At 71.2% G+C, this 19,183-nt stretch carries 15 protein-coding genes; 9 read left to right on the top strand and 6 right to left on the bottom strand.

Annotated elements, in window-relative coordinates; genetic code table 11:
• Positions 1–108: 108 nt before the first annotated feature.
• The 3 genes from ACIA5C_RS32810 to ACIA5C_RS32800 are packed head-to-tail and all read right to left on the bottom strand — an operon-like array spanning position 109 to position 3,693.
• A complete protein-coding gene (locus ACIA5C_RS32810; RefSeq protein ID WP_396061916.1) occupies positions 109–2,013 on the bottom strand; it encodes a potassium transporter Kup in 1,905 nt (634 codons plus the stop codon).
• Between the two features lie 49 nt (positions 2,014–2,062).
• Positions 2,063–2,809: an HpcH/HpaI aldolase/citrate lyase family protein gene (locus ACIA5C_RS32805; RefSeq protein WP_396061914.1), complete on the bottom strand. Its 747-nt coding sequence runs from the start codon at positions 2,807–2,809 to the stop codon at positions 2,063–2,065.
• Positions 2,806–3,693, bottom strand: a complete 888-nt coding sequence (locus ACIA5C_RS32800) for a 2-hydroxy-3-oxopropionate reductase (protein WP_396061912.1) — start codon at positions 3,691–3,693, stop codon at positions 2,806–2,808. The genes ACIA5C_RS32805 and ACIA5C_RS32800 overlap by 4 nt, the downstream gene beginning before the upstream one ends.
• A 162-nt stretch (positions 3,694–3,855) precedes the next feature.
• Between ACIA5C_RS32800 and ACIA5C_RS32795 the strand changes: the two genes are divergently transcribed.
• Positions 3,856–4,683, top strand: coding sequence for an NAD-dependent epimerase/dehydratase family protein (locus ACIA5C_RS32795; protein WP_396061910.1), 828 nt, complete (start codon positions 3,856–3,858; stop codon positions 4,681–4,683).
• A 32-nt stretch (positions 4,684–4,715) separates the two neighbouring features.
• Positions 4,716–7,019, top strand: coding sequence for an NACHT domain-containing protein (locus ACIA5C_RS32790; RefSeq protein WP_396061908.1), 2,304 nt, complete (start codon positions 4,716–4,718; stop codon positions 7,017–7,019).
• Here the strand turns inward: ACIA5C_RS32790 and ACIA5C_RS32785 are convergent.
• Positions 7,016–7,804, bottom strand: coding sequence for an IclR family transcriptional regulator (locus ACIA5C_RS32785; protein ID WP_396061906.1), 789 nt, complete (start codon positions 7,802–7,804; stop codon positions 7,016–7,018). The genes ACIA5C_RS32790 and ACIA5C_RS32785 overlap by 4 nt on opposite strands.
• A 126-nt stretch (positions 7,805–7,930) precedes the next feature.
• Here ACIA5C_RS32785 and ACIA5C_RS32780 point away from each other — a divergent pair, with 126 nt between their 5' ends.
• From ACIA5C_RS32780 to ACIA5C_RS32755, 6 genes are read left to right on the top strand one after another with little or no spacing between them, the layout of a single operon-like run.
• Positions 7,931–9,256, top strand: coding sequence for an extracellular solute-binding protein (locus tag ACIA5C_RS32780; protein ID WP_396061904.1), 1,326 nt, complete (start codon positions 7,931–7,933; stop codon positions 9,254–9,256).
• Entirely contained in the window at positions 9,256–10,194 is a 939-nt protein-coding gene (locus ACIA5C_RS32775; RefSeq protein WP_396061902.1) for a carbohydrate ABC transporter permease, read from the top strand. The genes ACIA5C_RS32780 and ACIA5C_RS32775 overlap by 1 nt, the downstream gene beginning before the upstream one ends.
• Positions 10,191–11,057, top strand: coding sequence for a carbohydrate ABC transporter permease (locus tag ACIA5C_RS32770; protein WP_396061900.1), 867 nt, complete (start codon positions 10,191–10,193; stop codon positions 11,055–11,057). The genes ACIA5C_RS32775 and ACIA5C_RS32770 overlap by 4 nt, the downstream gene beginning before the upstream one ends.
• Positions 11,054–12,307, top strand: coding sequence for a glucarate dehydratase family protein (locus ACIA5C_RS32765; protein ID WP_396061898.1), 1,254 nt, complete (start codon positions 11,054–11,056; stop codon positions 12,305–12,307). Before ACIA5C_RS32770 ends, ACIA5C_RS32765 begins: the two co-directional genes overlap by 4 nt.
• Positions 12,301–13,395, top strand: coding sequence for a hypothetical protein (locus ACIA5C_RS32760; RefSeq protein WP_396061896.1), 1,095 nt, complete (start codon positions 12,301–12,303; stop codon positions 13,393–13,395). The genes ACIA5C_RS32765 and ACIA5C_RS32760 overlap by 7 nt, the downstream gene beginning before the upstream one ends.
• 9 nt (positions 13,396–13,404) lie before the next feature.
• The gene (locus tag ACIA5C_RS32755; RefSeq protein ID WP_396061894.1) at positions 13,405–14,847 is read left to right on the top strand and encodes a glycosyl hydrolase family 79 C-terminal domain-containing protein; all 1,443 of its coding nucleotides are present in this window, start codon (positions 13,405–13,407) and stop codon (positions 14,845–14,847) included.
• Here ACIA5C_RS32755 and ACIA5C_RS32750 read toward each other — a convergent pair.
• Entirely contained in the window at positions 14,844–15,659 is an 816-nt protein-coding gene (locus tag ACIA5C_RS32750; RefSeq protein ID WP_396061892.1) for an SAM-dependent methyltransferase, read from the bottom strand. The genes ACIA5C_RS32755 and ACIA5C_RS32750 overlap by 4 nt on opposite strands.
• Before the next feature lie 27 nt (positions 15,660–15,686).
• The gene (locus tag ACIA5C_RS32745) at positions 15,687–16,301 is read right to left on the bottom strand and encodes a LuxR family transcriptional regulator (RefSeq protein ID WP_396061890.1); all 615 of its coding nucleotides are present in this window, start codon (positions 16,299–16,301) and stop codon (positions 15,687–15,689) included.
• Between the two features lie 153 nt (positions 16,302–16,454).
• Between ACIA5C_RS32745 and ACIA5C_RS32740 the strand changes: the two genes are divergently transcribed.
• Positions 16,455–19,154 carry an AAA family ATPase gene (locus tag ACIA5C_RS32740; protein WP_396061888.1) on the top strand — a complete coding sequence of 900 codons (2,700 nt, stop codon included), beginning with the start codon at positions 16,455–16,457 and terminating at the stop codon, positions 19,152–19,154.
• Positions 19,155–19,183 lie beyond the last annotated feature (29 nt).

Below are 19,183 nucleotides of genomic sequence, written 5' to 3'. Positions count from 1 at the left end.
CGTTGTCGGTGCTGCCCTACCGCGGTTCAGTGCCGGGGACAATCCAATCTGCCGGGTTCGACAAAGCTCAAGCAATGGACGCGCTATGCCGAACGCGCTGTCCCCGGGTCAGACCTCGATGTGCGAGCCCATGATGACCGTACGTTCGCGGGGCAGGCCGAAGTGCTCGGCCGCGTCGGCGGTGATGTGGGAGGTGGCGATGAACAGGCGTTTGCGCCAGTCGGCCATGGTTGAGGCCTCGCCGCGGCGTAGTTCGATCTTGGACAGGAAGTATGAGGCGTGTTCCAGGTCGAGGCGGCCCTCGGTCGAGCCGGGGTCGAGGGCGCGCAGCACCGCGGGCAGGTTCGGCGTTTCGATGTAGCCGAAGCGGACCGTCACGTGGCTGATCCCGTCGTCGGCGTAGCCGAGGTCGTCGGCCACGATGCGCTCGTCGGACGGCACCCGGGGCACCGGATCGGTCTGGATCGCGATGATCAGCACGTGCTCGTGGCGTACGTGATTGTGTTCGACGTTGGCCCGCATGGCCAGCGGCGCCGTCTCCTTGCCCCGGTTGAGGAAGACCGCGGTGCCCGGCACCCGGACCGTCGCCGACGGGTTGTCGCGCAGCTCCTCGATGAACTCGCGCAGCGAACCCTCGCGCTTCTTGCGCTCGGCGGTGACGATCGCCCGGCCGCGCTGCCACGTGATCATGACCGTGAACGCGGTGAGGCCGATCAGCAGCGGCAGCCAGCCGCCGTGTACCAGCTTCGTCAGGTTGGCGGCCAGGAAGATCAGGTCGACCAGCAGCAGCGGGGTCGCGCCGGCGATCAGCACCCACTTCGGGGTGTGCCAGCGCTGGCGGGCGACGAAGAAGAACAGCAGGGTGGCGATGGTGATCGTGCCGGTCACCGCCATGCCGTACGCGGCGGCCAGCGCGGCCGAGGTGCGGAACGCGAACACCAGCGTGAGCACCGAGACGAGCAGCAGCCAGTTGATCCACGGTACGTAGATCTGGCCCATCGTCGCCTCGGACGTGTGCTGCACGCGCAGGCGGGGCAGGTAGCCGAGCTGGGCCGCCTGCGCCGTCACCGAGTAGGCGCCGGTGATGACCGCCTGGGCCGCGATGACCGTCGCGGCGGTGGCCAGGAAGACCATCGGCAGCCGGCCCCAGGCGGGCAGCAGCAGGAAGAACGGGCTGCTCAGCTTGGCCGGGTCCTGCAGCACGATCGCGCCCTGCCCGAAGTAGCTGAGCGTGCAGGCCGGCAGGACCAGGAGCAGCCAGCCGCGGACGATCGCCCTGCGGCCGAAGTGGCCCATGTCGGCGTACAGGGCCTCGGCGCCGGTGATCGACAGGACGACGGCGGCGAGGGCGAAGAACGCGATGTCGAAGTGTCCGACCAGGAAGCCGACCGCGTATGTCGGGGACAGCGCCTTGAGGATGGCCGGGTGCTTCAGGATGCCGCCGATCCCGGCCGCCCCGATGCTGGCGAACCACACGATCATGACGGGCCCGAACAGCCGGCCGACCGCGGCGGTGCCCCGGCGCTGGACCAGGAACAGCCAGATGATGATGACGGCGGTGATCGGGACGACGAGTTCGCCCAGCCTCGGCGCGACGACCTTCACGCCCTCGATCGCGGAGAGCACCGAGATGGCCGGTGTGATCATGCTGTCGCCGAGGAACAGCGAGGCACCGAAGATGCCCAGTCCGGCCATGATCAGGGCGAGTTTGCCGTTCCGCGCGCCGGACCGGCGCAGCAGCGTGATGAGGGCCATGATGCCGCCCTCGCCCTCGTTGTCGAGGCGGGTGATGAGCAGGACGTAGGTGCCGGTAACGACGATCATCACCGACCAGAAGATCAGCGAGACGACGCCGTACACGTTGTCGGCGTTGACCGGCACCGGATGCGGATCCGCCGGGCTGAACACCGTCTGCAGCGTGTAGATCGGGCTGGTGCCGATGTCGCCGAAGACGACGCCGAGCGCGCCCACCACCACCGCGAGTTTTGCCCCTTGGGGGGCGTGCCCTGTCACCGGCTGATCATAGGAGTAACAGACACACCCCAGGTCACGGACGTCGCTCTCAGCGGAGTCGTGTCACCGCATCGGCCGCCGCCCGGGCCAGGAGCGAGGCGTCCGAGCCCACGCCGACGAAGCGGAAGCCCAGGTCACGGTAGGCCGCGGCCTGTACAGCGTCGCCGGCCAGGATCCCGGCCGCGATGCCCGCATCCTTGGCCGCGGCGAGCACCTGGTCGAGCGCGGCCACGAAGTCCGGATGATCGAAGCGTCCCGGGCACCCGAGATCGGTCGACAGGTCGCGGGGCCCGACGAACAGCACGTCGACCCCGGGCACGGCGGCGATCCCGGCCACCACGTCGGCCGCGCGCCGGCTCTCGATCTGCACGACTCCGGCGATGCCGTCGTTGGCGGTGGCCAGGCGCTCGGGGCGCAGCCCGAAGTCGTACACCCGGTTGTAGGTGGCGACGCCGCGATCGCCCTCGGGCGGGTAACGCAGGTGCCGGACCGCCGCCCGGACCTCCTCGACCGACTCCAGCCGCGGGAACATGATGCCGGCGACCCCGGTGTCGAGCAGGCGCCCGGTGCGGATGCGCTCGGCCGACTCGACCCGCGCGAGCATCGGCACCCGGCGCGCCTCGGCCGCCAGTTGCTGCTGGAGCAGTGCGCGCTCGTCGCCGCCGCCGTGTTCGAGATCGACCAGCAGCCAGTCGAAGCCGGCGACCGCGCACGCCTCGGCGGCCAGTGACGAACCGAGCCCGAGGAACGTACCGAAAAGGGTTTCTCCGGCGGAAAGCCGGTCGCGGATGTTCATCGGGCGTCCACCTTTCCGGACAGCCGTTCCACCCCTCGGAGCAGTGCCCCGTGGTCGAGCCCGCCGTCGCCCTGTGCTCGCAGGGCCGCCATGAGCTGGGCGACCACCGCACCGAGCGGGACGATCGTGCCGCTCGCCCGGGCGGCGTCGAGCATGATGCCGAGGTCTTTGTGATGGAGGTCGACCCGGAAGCCCGGGGTGAACCGCCGCTCGAGCATCGCCGCGCCTTTCCGGTCGAGCACGGTGCTGCCGGCCAGCCCGCCGCCGAGCACCCGCAGCCCGGCTTCCGGGTCGACGCCGCTGGCCTCGAGCAGCACGATCGCCTCGGCGACGAGCTCGATCGTGCCGGCCACGACCAGCTGGTTGGCCGCCTTGACGAGCTGGCCCGAACCGGCCGGTCCGACGTGCACGATCGTGGTGCCGAGGTGCTCGAGCAGCGGCCGGGCCCGGGTGACGGCCGCCGCCGGACCGCCGACCATGATCGAGAGGACACCCTCGATCGCGCCCTGCTCGCCGCCCGAGACGGGCGCGTCCAGCGCGTCGACCTGCAGCTCGGCCGCGGCCGCCGCGATCTCCTGCGCGGTCTGCGGGCGGATGGTGCTCATGTCGATCAGGATGGTGCCGGCGGTCGCGTTGGCGAGCACGCCGTCCGCCCCGAGCGCCACCTCGGCCACGTCCGGGGAGTCGGGCAGCATCGTGATCACGGCGTCGGCGCCGTGGACCGCCTCGGCGATGCTGCTCGCCGGGTGCCCGCCCGCCGCGGCCAGCCGGTCGAGCCCGGCCGGCCGGCGCGTGTGGCCGGTGACCTCGAAGCCGGCCTTGATCAGGCGCTCCGCCATCGGCGCACCCATCACGCCGAGCCCGATGAACCCGATCCTCCGCATGAGCACCCCGTCCAGATATGTGGATCTAGTCTTGATGATGGATTCGATTCACGCTAGGGGAGAGCGGCGTCGTCGGTCAAGTCCAAGTATGTGGACGACTGTTACGTACGCGGATCCCTGCTATGCTCGCTGCCCGTCGGGTCCGAGCATCGGGAGGCATCGATGGCGCAGCGCATTCTCATCACCGGCGGGGCGGGCAAGGTCGCCACGTCGTTGCGGCCGCGGCTGGCCGCCGAAGGGCGCACACTGCGCCTGTTCGACGTGGTGCGGCCGTCCGGCCTCGACGGCACGGGTCCGGAAGAGGTGGTGCTGGCGTCCCTCGCCGACCACGACGCGGTGCTCGCCGCATGCGAGGGCGTCGACGCGATCGTGCACCTGGGCGGCCAGAGCAAGGAGGCCGACGCCGGCGAGGTGCTGCGCGCCAACGCCCTCGGCACGTACAACCTGCTCGAGGCGGCCCGCAAGCACGGCATCACCCGGGTGATGATCGCGTCGTCGACCCACGCCGCCGGCTTCCACGCCCGTGACGACGCCCGCTACCCGGACGGCCTGCCCGCCGACCTGCCGCCGCGCCCCGACACCCTGTACGGCTGGAGCAAGGCCTCCATCGAGGCGCTGGCCAGGCTCTACGTCGACCGTTTCGGCCTCGACATCATCTGTGTCCGGGTCGGCCTGTGGTTCCCGGTCCCGCCGGCCAACCGCGGCCTGGCCACCTGGCTCTCCCCGGACGACGGCGCTCGCCTGGTCGAGGCGTGCCTGTCGGCGCCCAGCCCGGGTTTCCGCCTGGTGTGGGGCGTCAGCCGCAACACCCGCCGCTGGTGGTCGCTGGCCGAGGGCGAGGCGATCGGCTACTACCCGAAGGACGACGCCGAGATCTTCGCCGCCGAGCGCATCGCCGAGCTGGGCGAGCCCGACTTCCGGAACGACCCCGAACTCAACCGCGTCGGCGGCTGGTGGTGCGACTGGCCGCTCTCCCAGCGCATGGGCTAGCTGCCCCGCAATCTGGGTCATAATGGACAGCTGTGACCTCGTCGGTGCGAAAACTGTTGATCGTGGTGGCGCTGGCCGCATGCGCCGCGGCAGTGGGGTGGATGTACTGCGGCAAGGACCTGGTCGGCAGCGCGAACGTCATCGGCGGCCTGGCCGGCGTGGCCGCGTTGATGCTGGCCGTGGCGGCTCTGTGGCCGAAACGTCTCCCGTCGGCGGAGACCGCCGACGGGCGTCTGGGCCGGGCCGCCGAATATCTGGCCCGCGAGACCTTGTCGGTGTGGCGGAAACAAGCCAAAGCCCGCCGGGTCACGACGCCGGCGCCGGCTCTGGTGGCGTGGCGCTGGGCCGGCTCGGAGGTGGCGGCACCGGCGGCCGAACTGATCACTGGTCAGGGCCGGCCGGCGCTGCTCACCCAGGGCGAGGTGACGAGGCTTCGCGAGCTGTATACGGGGTTGCCGGCGCCGGGCCGGGTGGTGATCCTGGGCGGCCCCGGAGCGGGTAAGACCACGGCGATGCTGCTGCTGTTGATCGACGTGTTGTCCCATCGATCGGCGGGGGACGCCGAACCGGTTCCGATGTGGCTGACCATGGGCAGCTGGAAGCCGGAGGTGGCACTGCCGGACTGGATCGCGACGGTGCTCAACCGCGATTTTCCCGGTCTGGCCGGCTATGCCGGCCGGGACACCGCCGCGACACTGCTGCGCACCGGCCGGATCGCGTTGTTCCTGGACGGCCTGGACGAGCTGCCCGAAGACCTGCGCGGCCCGGCGCTGCACGCGATCGACGAGGCCGCGCTGGGACTGCCGATCGTGCTGACGAGCCGGCCCGGCGAATACCGGGCGGCGACCGGTTCGCACCGTCTGTGGAACGCCGCGGTCGTCGACCTGCTGCCCGTCGACATCGAGGACGCCTGCACGTTCCTGCTCAACCAGCAGGTCGGTGCCCGCCGCGAAGCGTGGGAGAAGGTCACCGACCATCTCCGGCAGCACCCCGAGAGCGTGGCCGCACGGACTCTGCGCGACCCTCTCGCCCTGAATCTGGCCCGGGACACCTACACCACCACTGAGGCCACTCCCACCGACCTGCTTCACTACCCCAACCCGCAGGCCTTGCGACGGCATCTGCTGATCCGCGTGCTCACCCTCGCCTACCCCGACCCCGACGAGCACGCATACGCCGTTTACTGGCTGACCTGGATCGCTGCCCGCATGGCTCACAACCGGGACATCTACTGGTGGGAGCTCCCGGCCTGGATGCCGCATGTTCGCCGTGTGCCGGAGACAGTGCTCTGCTTCGCGAGCGGATTGGTCGGCGGCCTCGCGGGCGGCCTGTCGGCCGGGCTCGAGAGCGGTCTCGTCGGCGGAACCGCCTTCACGTTCGCGGTCGCGTTCGCGGGGCGGCGAGGGAGCGAGCCGCAAGCGATGACCGCGTGCCGGCCGACCCGGCGGGCACTCGCCGGCGGTGTCGCCGTCGGGCTGGTCGGGACGGTTGTCGGCACTTACCTGGGCGCCGTTGCGTCGGAACACCTGAACGGACCGATGTTCGGGCTGGTGGTCGCGGTCGTCTGCGTTCTCGTCGGTTCCCTGGCCGGCCGGCTCGCCGGCGGGCTGGCCGGCCGGCGAGGAAACGAACCCCAGACGGTCACGGTGCGCCGGCCGACGCGCCCGGAATTTCACACGATCGTGCGCATCGCTCTCACGAGCGGTCTCGTGAGCGGACTCGCGATGGGACTACTGGGCGGGCTCGTGATCGGGCTCGTGATCGCGTCTGCGGACGGGCCTTCGGACGGACTCGTGCAGGGCCTCCTGTTCGGTTTCCGGATCGGAGCTGCGTTCGGGCTCCTGGGCACGCTGGTGGTCGGGCTCACGTTGGTCTTGAACCTCTGGCGCAAGCCCGTGCCGACCGCGGACGCCGTCAACCCGGCCCACTCCCACCGCGTTGATCGTCGCCGCAGCATTGTGTTCGGAGTGGCCGGCGGCATGGTCATCGGGCTCATGACCGGGGCCGCGTGCGGTGCGCCGTTCGGGCTGATGGCCGCCTTGGCGTCCGGGCTCGTGATCGGGCATGGGCCGGCCTATGCCCTGGCCGTCGCCGAGATGCGATCGGCGTTGCGCGGCCGGTCGGTCCGCTTCATGTCGCTGCTGCGGATCGCCTCGGAGCGTCAGGTGCTGCGGCAGGCCGGAACGGTCTACCAGTTTCGGCACGCGGCCCTGCAGGACCTGCTCTCCACCGGCGAGAGTGCCCTGGCCGCGTCGCGCCGGCTGAATCGCACCAGGGTCGGCGGGCGCGTCCTCGCCCGCGGCGTCCGCCGGCGCCGGAAAGTCCGGGCGGACTAGCGGATGCCGTCGCGGCGGAGGGTTCGGGCCAGGGCCTCGGTGTGTTTGGTGACCGCTGCCACGACCTGCTCGACGTGGTCGCCGGTGGCCAGGTGGGCCGGCATCGAGCAGGAGATCGCGTCCGAGGCCGGGATGCGGTAACCCACGGCCACGGCCACGCACGCGACGCCCTCGGTGTTCTGCTCGCGCTCGAAGGCCCAGCCCCTCTTGCGTACGGCATCAAGCTCGGCGTGCAGCGCCGAGCGATCCGTGATGCTGTGCGGTGTCAGCCCCTCGAGGTCGGCCGGGAGCAGGGCGTCGATCTCGGCCTCGGTCAGGTCGGCCAGCAGGGCCTGGCCAAGCGCTGTCACATTGGCGGGCAGGCGGCGGCCGACCCGCTGGACCAGCCGGACCGTGTCGCGCGACTCGCGGCTCGCCAGGTAGAGAACGTGGGCCTCGTCGCGGCGGGCGTAGTGGATCGTGTAGCCGATCTCGCTGCGCAGGTCCTCGAGGGTCTCGTAGGCGAAGCGCAGCGCCGGGTCGCGGTCGAGGTAGGCCGTGCCCGAGAGCAGCGCGTGCGGTCCGACGCCGAAGGCCGAGCCGCTCTCGTCGGCCTCGACCCATTTGAGCTCGCGCAGCGTGCGGACCAGCGCGTGCAGGCTGGAGCGCGGGTAGCCCATGCGCTCCTGCAGCTCGGACAGGGTGAGCCGGGTCGGTGAGGCGGCCAGCGTCTCCAGGATCTTCACGGTGCGCTCGGCCGACTTGACCGGGGACACGTCATTTACGGCCAGTGATACCTCAGACATGGATCCCAACCATCGTGGTCGATTGTTTCGGGACTGTTGACGGTCATCATACCGGCGGTTAGCTTGTGCGTACTCAGGTTCCACAAACGCAAATTACGTCCACATACTTAGACGGGAGGCAGGCACGTGGCTGGGAGGAGAGCGCTCGCGGTGGCGGTGGCCGCCGTCGTCGCGGCCGGCGGCCTGGTGGCGTGCGGCAGCGACAAGCCGAAGGCCGACGCCAGGGCCGAGCTTCAGATCTGGGTGCGTAAGCCCCCCGGGTCGAACACCGAGAAGACCGACGTCCAGCTGGCCGCGAAGTTCACCGCCGAGACCGGCATCCCGGCCAAGGTCACCGCGCTGTTCGACGACTTCGAGACCAAGCTGCAGCAGGCGGCGGCCCAGAAGCACCTGCCCGACATCGTCATCAACGACACCGACCAGGTCGGCACGCTGGTGAAGCAGGGCATCGTCACGCCGGTCGACAAGAGCACCTTCACCGGCGCGGCCGACCTGACCGCGTCGTCGTGGCAGGCGGCGACCGCCTCGGACGGCAAGATCTACGGCGTACCGTTCTCGCAGCAGTCGTACGCCCTGCTGATCCGCAAGGACTGGCGCACCAGGGTCGGCCTGCCCGAACCCCAAAGCTGGGCCGATCTCGACGCGCTGGCCAAGGCGTTCACGACCAAGGATCCGGACGGCGACGGCAAGGCCGACACGTACGGCTACGTCATCCCCGGCTCGACCAAGCGCGGGTACATGTCGTGGTACTTCTCGACCTGGCTGTGGTCCAACGGCGGCGACTTCCTCAGCGGCAAGCCCGGGGCGTACACGCCGGCGATCAACAGTCCGCAGTCGGTGGCCGCGGTCGACGAGCTGAAGAAACAGTTCTGCACCGACAAGACCGTGGTGCCGGGCTCGATCACCGCGCAGACGACCGACGCGCACCCGCTGTTCGAGTCGGGCAAGGGCGGCATCTATCTGACCGGGCCCTACAACATGGCCCGCTTCGACAAGAATTTGGGCAAGGACAAGTACGAGGTGGTCGCCCTGCCGGCCGGACCGCAGGGCACGTCGCCGGCCACGCTCGGCGAGGGCGAGAACGTCTATCTGATGGCCGGCTCGAAGAACCCGGCCGGGCAGCTGAAGTTCGCCGAGTTCGCGACCTCGGTCGAGGGCCAGACGATCGGCATGGCGGGCACCACCGACGGCAACGTGGTCCGGTCGCCGGTCAACAGCAAGGTCAACACCGATGACGTACGGCACGACCCGCGCTGGACGCTCTACGGTCAGCTGCTCCAGCAGCACGCACACTATGCACCGGCCGTGCCGGACTGGGCGCCGTTCCGCCAGGACTCGGCCGACACCCTGAACGCGATCGCGTCCAACTGCTCCCTGGACGTGAAGTCGCAGCTCGACAAGCTCGCCGGCACCTTCAACGACGAGCTTTCCAAGCAAGGGGCGAAGGCGTAATGACGCTGACGTCGACCGCGCCGGCCACTTCGGACGCCCCGGCGTCCGGAAGGCCGGCGCGGCCGCATTTTTCTTCGGTACGCCGCCACTACTCGGCCTGGCTGTTCCTGGCGCCGGCGCTGATCCTGTTCGCGGTCTTCAAGTTCGTGCCGATGATCCGGGCGATCAGCATGAGCTTCAAGAACGTCCGCCCCTACCTCGGCGACCAGTGGGTCGGCCTGGACAACTACCGCTCCGTTCTTACGGACGGCTCATTCCTGTCCGCCTGCTGGCACACCGCGGTGATCGCGGTCGCGCAGACCGGTGGCTCGATGCTGGTCGGCCTGATCCTGGCCCTGCTGCTCGAGGGCACGGCGCGTCACCTGTGGATCGTCCGGACGGCCGTCTTCCTGCCCACGGTCACCGCGATGGCCGTGGTCGCGGCTCTGTGGCGGATCATCTACTACCCGGCGGCCGACGGCGCGCTCAACTCCGTCATCGGCTGGCTCGGGCTGGGCCCGTCGCAGTACCTCGACTCGCCGCACACCGCGTTGCTGAGCGTGCTCGGCGTCGGCATCTGGCGCAGCGCCCCCTACGACATGATGATTTTCCTGGCCGGGCTGGCCGGGGTCGACCGCACGCTCTACGAGGCGGCCGAGGTCGACGGCGCGTCCATCCGGCAGCGGCTGACCAGCGTCACCTTCCCCGCGCTGCGCCCGGTGTTCGGGATCGTGCTCACGTTGGCGGCAATCCGCGGGCTGCGCGTCTTCACCGAGATCTACCTGCTCACCAACGGCGGCCCGAACGGCTCGACCGAGGTCGTCATGACGTTGGTCTACAAGCTCGGCCTGGAACGCAACGAGCTCGGCGTCGCCTCGGCCGGTGCCATGCTCCTGCTGGTCGCGACCGTCGTGCTGACGCTTCTGACGCAATACCGGCGCCGGAGGGCGGTCCGATGAACCGGCGGATGGACACCGCCCTCGGCCTCGGCGGGGTGCGCGGGCCGCTCGGCGCGGCCGTGAAGACGGTCGTTTACGTTGTCGTCGTCTTCGTTTTCGCCGGCCCGCTGCTCGCCCTGCTCGTCAGCGCGTTCGGCAAGATCACCGACCCGACGAAGCTCTCGCTGGTCCCGCACGGCTTCACGATCGACAACTTCACCGAGGCGTTCCACCAGGGCGTCCTGCGCTATCTCGCGAACTCGCTGATCGTGGTGGGTGGCGGGTTGCTGCTGCAGATCCTGGTGAGCATCTCGGCCGCGTACGCCCTGGCCCGCAAGCAATTCCCCGGAATGCGCCTCGTCGTTCTCCTGATTCTGTCGACCATGATGCTGCCCGAGGAGATCCTGGCGATCCCGCTCTCGCTGGTGCTCGCCGACGTGCCGGTCATTCACATCAACCTGATCGGCACGCTGGCCGGCATGATCGTGCCGCTCGGCGCGTGGGCGTTCTCGATCCTGGTGATGACCGAGTTCATGAAGGAGGTGCCGGTCGAGCTGGAGGAGGCGGCCCGCCTCGACGGCGCCGGTGACCTGCGGATCTTCTTCTCGGTCGTGCTGCCGCTGTGCCGGCCTGCGCTCGGCGTCATCGGCATCTTCGGCTTCAACATGATCTGGGACCAGTACGTGCTGCCGCTGCTGGTGGCCACGGACTCGTCGAAGTTCACGCTCGTCCTCGCGCTGCGCAGCCTTCGAGCGGATGACACCGTCGGCACCGGTGTCGTGATCGCGTCGGCACTGCTGGCCCTGCTGCCGTCGGTCATCGCCTTCCTCGCGCTGCAACGCCAGTTCATGCGGGGCCTCACCTCGGGAGCCGTCAAGGGATGAAGATTCGCGACGTTGTGGTCACGCCGATCGCCTTTCCCGATCCGCCTCTGCTGAACTCGGCCGGGGTGCACGAGCCGTGGGCGCTGCGGACCGTGGTGCAGGTCTTCGCCGATTCGTGCACCGGTCTGGGGGAGACCTACGGGGATGCGCCGCACCTCGCCCTGGTGGAATCGGCCGCGGCCGCTCTGCGCGGGCTCGACATCTACGACCTGTCCGAGTTGCGACGGCGGATCGGTGTCGTGCTCGGCGCCACCGACGCGCCGGACAAACACGGCTTGACGGGCGACTCCACGGCCGAGAAGACGCTTGCTCGGGTGGTGTCACCCTTCGAGGTCGCCCTTCTCGATCTTCAGGGGCAAGCCGTCGGCCGCCCGATCCATGACCTGCTCGGCGGCAAGGTCCGCGACCGCGTCCCGTTCTCGGCCTACCTGTTCTACAAATGGGCCGGCCATCCCGACGCCTCACCCGATGAGTGGGGACCGGCCCTCGACGAGGAGGGCATCGTCGCCCAGGCCGGCAAGATGATCTCCGAGTACGGGTTCGGCTCGATCAAGCTCAAGGGCGGCGTCTTCCCGCCCGACCAGGAGATCGCCGCGATCCGGGCGCTGCGCGAGGCGTTCCCCTCCCATCCGCTGCGCCTCGATCCCAACGCGGCCTGGACCGTCGGCACGTCGATCAGGGTGGCGACCGAGACCGCCGGACTCCTCGAATATCTCGAGGACCCGACCGGCGGCCGCCACGGCATGGCCGAGGTGGCGGCCAAGTCGCCGCTGCCCCTGGCCACCAACATGTGCGTGGTCGCCTTCGGCGATCTCCCGGAAGCGGTGGAACTCGGCTCGGTCGGCATCGTGCTCGCCGACCACCACTACTGGGGCGGCCTGCGCGCGTCGGCCGAGTTGGCCGCGATCTGCCGCACCTGGGGAATCGGCCTGTCCATGCACTCCAACAGCCACCTCGGCATCAGCCTCGCCGCGATGACCCACCTGGCCGCCGCGACCCCCAACCTCGACTACGCCGTCGACACCCACACGCCGTGGCAGTCCGGGGTGGACGTCGTCGCCGACCCACTGGTGATCACCGGGGGGGGTGCGCGCGTGCCGGACACCCCCGGGCTCGGGGTGACGCTCGACGAGGACGCGCTGGCCCGCCTCCACGAGAACTGGGTGCGCTGCGGCATCCGGGAACGCGACGACACCGGCTATCGGCAACGGGTCGAGCCCGGGTACGTGAAGCGGAGGCCGCGATGGTGAGCGGGCACGCCTACCCGTGGGACGTGGTGGGCGACCCCGGGTTCGCCGAGCGCGCGCCGGAGCGGGTCACCCTCGCGGCGAGCTATCACTCGACCCGGGCCGCCACCCCGCAGCACCCCGAGCACCAGATCGTCGAGGCGCGCTGGGCCGCCCTCTACCGGCCCACCCGGTCGGCGGCCTGGAAGGGCCAGGACCTCCGCCCGCTCGAACCGGACTGGGTGGCCTCGCCGGACGCCTTCGGCGACGCGGCGGCCATCCTGAAACGGGCCGGGAAGAAGGTGACGGCCTGGATCGTGCTGACGCACAACACCCGGCTGGGCACGCGACGACCGGACGTCGCGGTGGTCAATTGCTTCGGCGAGGTCTATCCGTACGCGTTGTGCCCGGCGCACACCGAGGTGCGCGACTACGCGGCCACGCTGGCCGCCGAGGCGGTACGCGACGTCGAGCTGGACGGCGTCTCGCTGGAGAGCTGCGGCCAGCTGGGCCTGTCCCACCTGGGCCACCACGAGAAGACCGACGGCGCGTGGACTCCGGCCGTGGCCGCCCTGCTGTCGATCTGCTGCTGCACGGCCTGCCAGTCCGCGTGGTCCGCGGAGGGCCTCGACCCGCCGTCGGTGGTGGCGGTCCTCCGCGAGGCCGTCCGCAACCCGGCCGCCGAGGCGTCGCCGTCCGTGCTTGCGACCCTGCTGACGATCCGGCACCGCCACACCGATCTCCTGCGGCGCCAGGTGCTGGCCGCGCTGCCGCGGCGGCTGCCGGTGACCCTGCACGCCCAGCCCGACCCGTGGGCCACCGGCCCGTCGCCCGGCCTGACCCCGACCGCCGAGGACGACGTCGACGCGCTCCTGGTGCCCTGCTGGCCGCTGAACGAGGGCAGCGTCGAAGCGGTCCGGCAGGCGTCGACCACGGGACTGCCGGTCGACGCGTACGTCACTCTGCTGTCACCCGCCCAGCCGTCCGACCTCCCGGCCCACGTCCGGCGGCTGCGCGACGCCGGCGCCGGCCGGCTGAGCCTCTACCACCTGGGTCTTGTTCCCGCCTGGCGTCAGGAACTGTTCGCCACTCTCGCCGAAGCGTTCGGTTAAGGAGTCATCGTGTATCGGAAAGCAGCGGCGCTGTTCGCCGCGGGATTCATCGTGCTCGCCTCGGGCGCGCAGGCCAGCGCGGCCAACACCGGCACCGCAACAGTGAGCATCGACGCGGCGCACCCCGGCAGCCGGCTGGCGGCCGACGCGGTCGGGCTGTCGTTCGAGGAACGTGAGCTCGGCATCGGCAACCTCGATGCGAGCAAGGGCAACATGGTCCAGCTGTTCAGGACGCTCGGCGCGAGCAATGTGCGGATCGGCGGCAACACGCTCGACCGCGACACCCTCTGGGTGCCCGCCGGGCAGCAGCCGCCCGACCCGAAGCCGGACTGGGTGCAGGACCTTGTCACGCCCAACGACATCAAGCGGCTCAAGGGCTTCCTCGACGCCACCAGCTGGCGGGCCGAGGTCGGCATCAACGTCGGCCGCTGGGATCCGGCACTCGGCCGGGACCAGGCCCGCACCCTGCAGAAGGTGCTCGGACCGAAGCTGAACTCGATCGAGTGCGGCAACGAGCCCGACCAGTGGTCCGGCAAGGGTATGGCGCCGCAGGGCTTCGACTACGCGCAGTACCACCCGCGCTGGGCCGCCTGCGCCGATGTGGTCGGCAACGGCCGGATCGCCGGCCCCGACACCGCCGGCACGTCCTCGTCGTGGGCCGCCTCGCTCGCGGCCGACGAGGGCAGCCGGATGAACATGCTGACCGTCCACCAGTACGCGTCCGGCCCCGACATCACGATCGACAAGATGCTGGCGCCCGGGCAGATCACGAGCCAGCTCGGCTCGGTGGCGAGCAATCTGGCCGCGGCGAAGGCGGCCGGCCTGCCGATGCGGGTGGACGAGGCGAACTCGGCCTACAGCGGCGGCGTCGACGGGGTCAGCAACGTCTACGCGTCGGCGCTCTGGGTGGTCGACTACGGGCTGTCGATGGCGCAGGCCGGGCTCGAAGGGGTCAACATCCACGGCGGGCTCGGCGTCTGCAACGACCCGATCTGGAACGGCAAGTTCCAGCGCTACACGCCGATCTGCGCCTCGAACACCGCCTACGAACTGGCCCAGGTCTACCGGGTGATGCCGATCTACTACGGCATCTGGATGGCCCGCCAGATGGGTCCGGGTCGCTTCCTTCCGGTCACGGTCTCGTCTCAGACCAACCTTTCCGCGTACGCCGTCGCCGGCAACGACGGGCACACCCGGATCGCCCTGGTGCAGAAGGACGCGACCACAAACGCCCCGGTCCATGTGACGCTCAGCGTCGGCAAAGGCAGCGGGACCGCGAAGGTGCTGCACATGACCGGCGATGCCCTGAGCGGCACCGCGACGACGATTCAGGGATCCACCGTCGACGGCAGCGGCAGGCTCACCCCCGGCAAGCCGGACACCGCCCGGGTCTCGAAGGGGACGCTCTCGCTCGACGTCCCCTCCGGCAGCGCGACGATCGTGACGTTCTAAGGCTTACGGCCGACCGCCACCAGCGCCGTCGGCTGCAGTGGCACCTCGTCCTCCTCCGGGTCGGGGTGCCACTCGTTCGCGATGACGACGCCCGGCGGGACCAGCTCGAACCCGGTCTCCACCAGAGCCGCCAGCTCCTCCGGCGTACGCATGACGACCGGGGTGGGCGTCTTCTCGTACAGCTTGATGGCGGCCTTCAGGCCGGCCTGGCTCTCCGGTGTCCGTTCCGGTCCGGCGTGCGAAACCACGAGGTGGCTGCCCCGGGCGAGCGTGTCGCCGACCCGCTTGACGATCGAGCCGGGGTCGTCGCTGTCGGGCAGGAAATGCAGCACCGCCACCATGAGCACGGCCACCGGCTCGGCGAAGTCGAGGAAGTCGAGCACCTCCGGGTGGAACAGGATGCTCTCGGGGTCGCGCAGGTCGCCCCGCACCGCCCGGGCCCGCGGGTTGCCGGCCAGCAGGCTGCGGCTCTGCTCGACCGCGATCGGGTCGATGTCGACGTACATGATTCTGGCCGTCGGGTCGACGCCCTGGGCCATCTCGTGCACGTTGCCGACGGTCGGGATGCCCGAGCCGATGTCGAGGAACTGCCGGATGCCCTGCTGCGCCAGCCGCCGCACGGCCCGGCCGAGGAACGCCCGGTTGGCCCGGCCCACCAGCCCCGCGTTCGGGAAGACCTGCAGCGCGTTGTCCCAGAATTCCCGGTCCACCGCGAAGTTGTGCACGCCGCCCAGCGCATAGTCGTAGATCCGGGCCGCGTTGGGCACCGTGATGTCGACGCCCTCCGGCACCCACCCGTCCGATTCGGTCACCGTCAACCCCCGCTCGATCGATCGTCCTCAGTCGACCGTCAACCCTAGTGCCGATCGGCGATCCAGGGCACCACGCAGAGCGGCCCGGGATCCGACGCCGAGCTTGGGGAAGACGCGGCCGAGGTGCGAGCCGACCGTACGCGGCGACAGCAGCAGACGTTCCCCGATCTGCCGGTTGGTCAGTCCCCGCGCGGCGAGTTCGGCGACGGCCGACTCCTGCGGGGTGAGGCGTTCCGGGTCTCCGGGGCGGGTGACGCCGGTGGCGGCCAGTTCGCCTCGGGCGCGTTCGGCCCAGCGGTCGGCGCCCGTCGCCTGGAAGCCGGCCAGGGCCGACTGCAACACCGGGCGGGCGTCGCGGGGCCGTCGGTGGCGGCGCAACCATTGCCCGTACGCGAGTTCGGCCCGCGCCGGGTGCGCCGGATTCGTCTCCTGGGCGTCGTCCGCGCCGGCCGGCCCTTGCAGGGCATCCGCCAGACCGGCCCGGGAGGACACTCCGAGCTTGGGGAAGACGCCGTAGAGGTAGGTGCCGACGGTGCGGCCGGACAGGAACAGCCGGTTGCCGATCTCCTTGTTGGTCAGGCCGGTCGCGGCGAGCATGGCGATGCGCCGCTCCACCGGACCGAGGTCAGCCGCGTTGTGCATCCCGTCAGCCTGCGAACCTGGCCCGGTGCGGGGAATGCGCCGATCGACGCTCGTTTTCCCGCGCCGCCGGGTTTCGCTTAAGTCAAAATACGCTGGCCCGCGCGTTGCCAGTCCAAGATCATGAGAGCAGGATCGCCTACAAGGAGGCCCTATGTGACCGAGTTGCCCCAGCATGCCGCGCCGCACCTCGTCGGGCGGGCGCGAGAGCTGGGTGCGCTCGATGACACCCTGGCCGCGGCGGCCGCCGGGGGAGCGGCGCTGCTGGTCGCCGGCGAAGCGGGCATCGGCAAGACCGTGCTGCTCGACGAGGCGGCCGCCCGCGCGGCGGCGGCCGGCATGCGGGTGCTGCGGGCGGCCGGGGTCGAGTTCGAGGCCGGCATCAGCTTCGCCGGGCTCAACCAGCTGCTGCTGCCGGTGCTGCGCCAGGTGCCGCACCCGCCGGCGCTGCGCGTCGCGCTCGGGCTGCAGGCCGGGCCGGCACCCGACCACCTCGCGGTCTCCAACGCGGTCCTCGACGTACTGGCCTCGTCGCAGCCGGTGCTGCTGATCGTCGATGACCTGCCGTGGCTCGACCGGTCGAGCGCGCTGGTCCTCGGGCTGGTCGCGCGCCGGCTCACCGGGCTGTCCGCGGGCCTGCTGGTCGCCCAGCGCACCGGGTCGAGCAGCTTCTTCGAACAGGGCGGGCTGCCCCGGCTCGAGGTACCGCCCCTCTCGGCCGAGGCCGGCGGCGAACTGCTGCACGAACGCCACCCGCGGCTGCCGGCCCGCACCCGGCAGCGGATCCTCGACGAGGCGCAGGGCAATCCGCTGGCGCTGGTCGAGCTGCCCGCCTCGCCGGACGGCCCGGGCGGGCGGCCGGCCGCGATCGCGCAGCGGCTGCAGGAGGTGTTCGCCTCCCGGATCGCCTCGCTGCCGGCGCGCACCCGGGAGCTGCTGCTGCTCGCCGCCCTCTCCGGCCCGGCCGACCTGCACACGGTGGCCGGCACCGCGGACGCCCTCGGCGATCTCGACCCCGCGCTCTGGCACGGCCTGATCAGCATCGACCGCGTCACCGGCCGCATCAGCTTCCGGCACCCGCTCAGCCGTCTCGCCGTCGTCGAGTGCTCCACCCTGGTCGAGCGCCACCACGCACACCGGCTCCTGGCGACCCGCACGCCCGACCCGGTGCGCCGCGCCTGGCACCTGGCCGAGGCCACGGTCCAGCCCGACGAGACGGTCGCGGCCGAGTTGCAGACCGCTGCCCGCCTGGTCATCCGGCGCGGCGACGCGGTCACCGGGGTCGAGCTGCTCACCCGGGCGGCCGAGCTGACCCCCGATCACCGCACCCGCGCCGTCCGGCTCGCCGAGGCGGCAATGATCGGCTCCGAGGTGACCGGCGAACTGGACAGCGCCGAGGAACTCGTCGCCGCCGCGGGCGACTCGTCCGGGTCGATACAGCTGTCGATGGCCGCGGCCAGCCTGCTGTTCAATCGCGATTGTGCGGTCGACACCCCGCACCGGCTGCTCACGCTGGCTCTCGCGGCCCACGCCGGCCGGATCGACCCGTCGCTGGAAGCCGAGGCGCTGCACCTGCTGCTGATGGTCTGCTACTTCGGCGGGCGGCCCGAACTCTGGGAGCCGTTGCACGCCGGGCTCCGGCGGCTCGGCGCCGGCACGCCCGCCGCCTTGCGCATTCTGGAGGGTACGTTCGCCGACCCGGTACACCGCGCCCTTCCGGTACTCGACCTCCTCGACGACGAGATCCGCCGCCTCGACCAGACCGACGACCCGTTGCTGATCATGCGGCTGGGCGTGGCCGCCGTCCACGTCGACCGGGTCGCCGGCTGCCGCGAGGCCCTCTGGCGGGTCGTCGAGGACGGCCGCCGGGGCGGCGCGGTCTCGGCCGCGATCAACGCGCTGACCACGCTGGCCACCGAGGCCTGGAGCGGCGGCCGGTGGGACGAGGTCGAAGACCTGGTGGCCGAGGGCGTCACGCTGGCGCGCACCCACGGCTACCGGCGCTACTCGTGGATCCTGGCCGGCTACGTCGCCGGGCTGGTCCGCGTCGCACGCGGCATCGACCCGGGCGGCGAGGCGGCCGAGGAGCTCGACCGGTGGGCGGGCCCGCGCGGCGCCATGATCGCACACGCCTTCGCCTGCCAGATCCGCTGCCTGGCGGCCCTGTCGCGGGGCGACTACGAGGCCGCCTACCGGGAGGCCGCGGACCTGACCCCGCCCGGTGACCTGCCGACCCACCGGCCCAACGCGGTGTGGACGGTCCTCGAACTGGTCGAGGCGGCCGTCCGCACCGGCCGCGTCGACGAGGCCCGGGCCCACGTGGCCGCGCTCGACGCCGCCCGCCTCGGCGAGGTCTCGTCCCGGCTGGCGCTGGTGGTCGGGGCGGCCCGGGCGCTGGCCGACCGCCGGCTCGACCTGTTCGAGGCCGCGGTGTCCGAGCCGTCGGCTGTTGCGTGGCCGTTCGACCTGGCCCGCGTCCGGTTGCTCTACGGCGAGGCGCTCCGCCGGCGCCGCCGCATCACCGAGGCCCGTCGCCAACTCACCGCGGCCCGGTCCGTCTTCGACTCGCTGGCCGCCGCCCCGTGGTCGGCCCGCGCCGCCAACGAGTTGCGGGCAACCGGCGTGCCCCGCGCCGCCGCGGCCGGCCCGGCTCTGCTCACCGCCCAGGAGTGGGAGATCGCCCAGCTGGCGGCGACCGGCCTGACCAACCGGGACATCGGCGAGCGCCTGGCCCTCTCCCCGCGCACGGTGGCCGCTCACCTCTACCGCACGTTCCCGAAGCTGGGCATCACCTCCCGGGCCGCGCTGCGGGACGCCCTGTCCGCCCTGACCGCTGGACCCGGCCCACGCTCGTGAGGCACCCGGAAACACCGGAAATTTGTTTC

Source organism: Actinoplanes sp. NPDC051343 (assembly GCF_044455125.1).
In the GTDB taxonomy this organism is placed as follows: domain Bacteria; phylum Actinomycetota; class Actinomycetes; order Mycobacteriales; family Micromonosporaceae; genus Actinoplanes.
This window is presented reverse-complemented; position numbering and strand designations above follow the sequence as displayed.

Coding starts and splice junctions, on each gene's coding strand:
- ACIA5C_RS32805 (WP_396061914.1), bottom strand. CDS start 2,809: ATGAACATCCGCGACCGGCTTTCCGCCGGAGAAACCCTTTTCGGTACG.
- ACIA5C_RS32800 (WP_396061912.1), bottom strand. CDS start 3,693: ATGCGGAGGATCGGGTTCATCGGGCTCGGCGTGATGGGTGCGCCGATG.
- ACIA5C_RS32795 (WP_396061910.1), top strand. CDS start 3,856: ATGGCGCAGCGCATTCTCATCACCGGCGGGGCGGGCAAGGTCGCCACG.
- ACIA5C_RS32785 (WP_396061906.1), bottom strand. CDS start 7,804: ATGTCTGAGGTATCACTGGCCGTAAATGACGTGTCCCCGGTCAAGTCG.
- ACIA5C_RS32775 (WP_396061902.1), top strand. CDS start 9,256: ATGACGCTGACGTCGACCGCGCCGGCCACTTCGGACGCCCCGGCGTCC.
- ACIA5C_RS32770 (WP_396061900.1), top strand. CDS start 10,191: ATGAACCGGCGGATGGACACCGCCCTCGGCCTCGGCGGGGTGCGCGGG.
- ACIA5C_RS32765 (WP_396061898.1), top strand. CDS start 11,054: ATGAAGATTCGCGACGTTGTGGTCACGCCGATCGCCTTTCCCGATCCG.
- ACIA5C_RS32760 (WP_396061896.1), top strand. CDS start 12,301: ATGGTGAGCGGGCACGCCTACCCGTGGGACGTGGTGGGCGACCCCGGG.
- ACIA5C_RS32745 (WP_396061890.1), bottom strand. CDS start 16,301: ATGCACAACGCGGCTGACCTCGGTCCGGTGGAGCGGCGCATCGCCATG.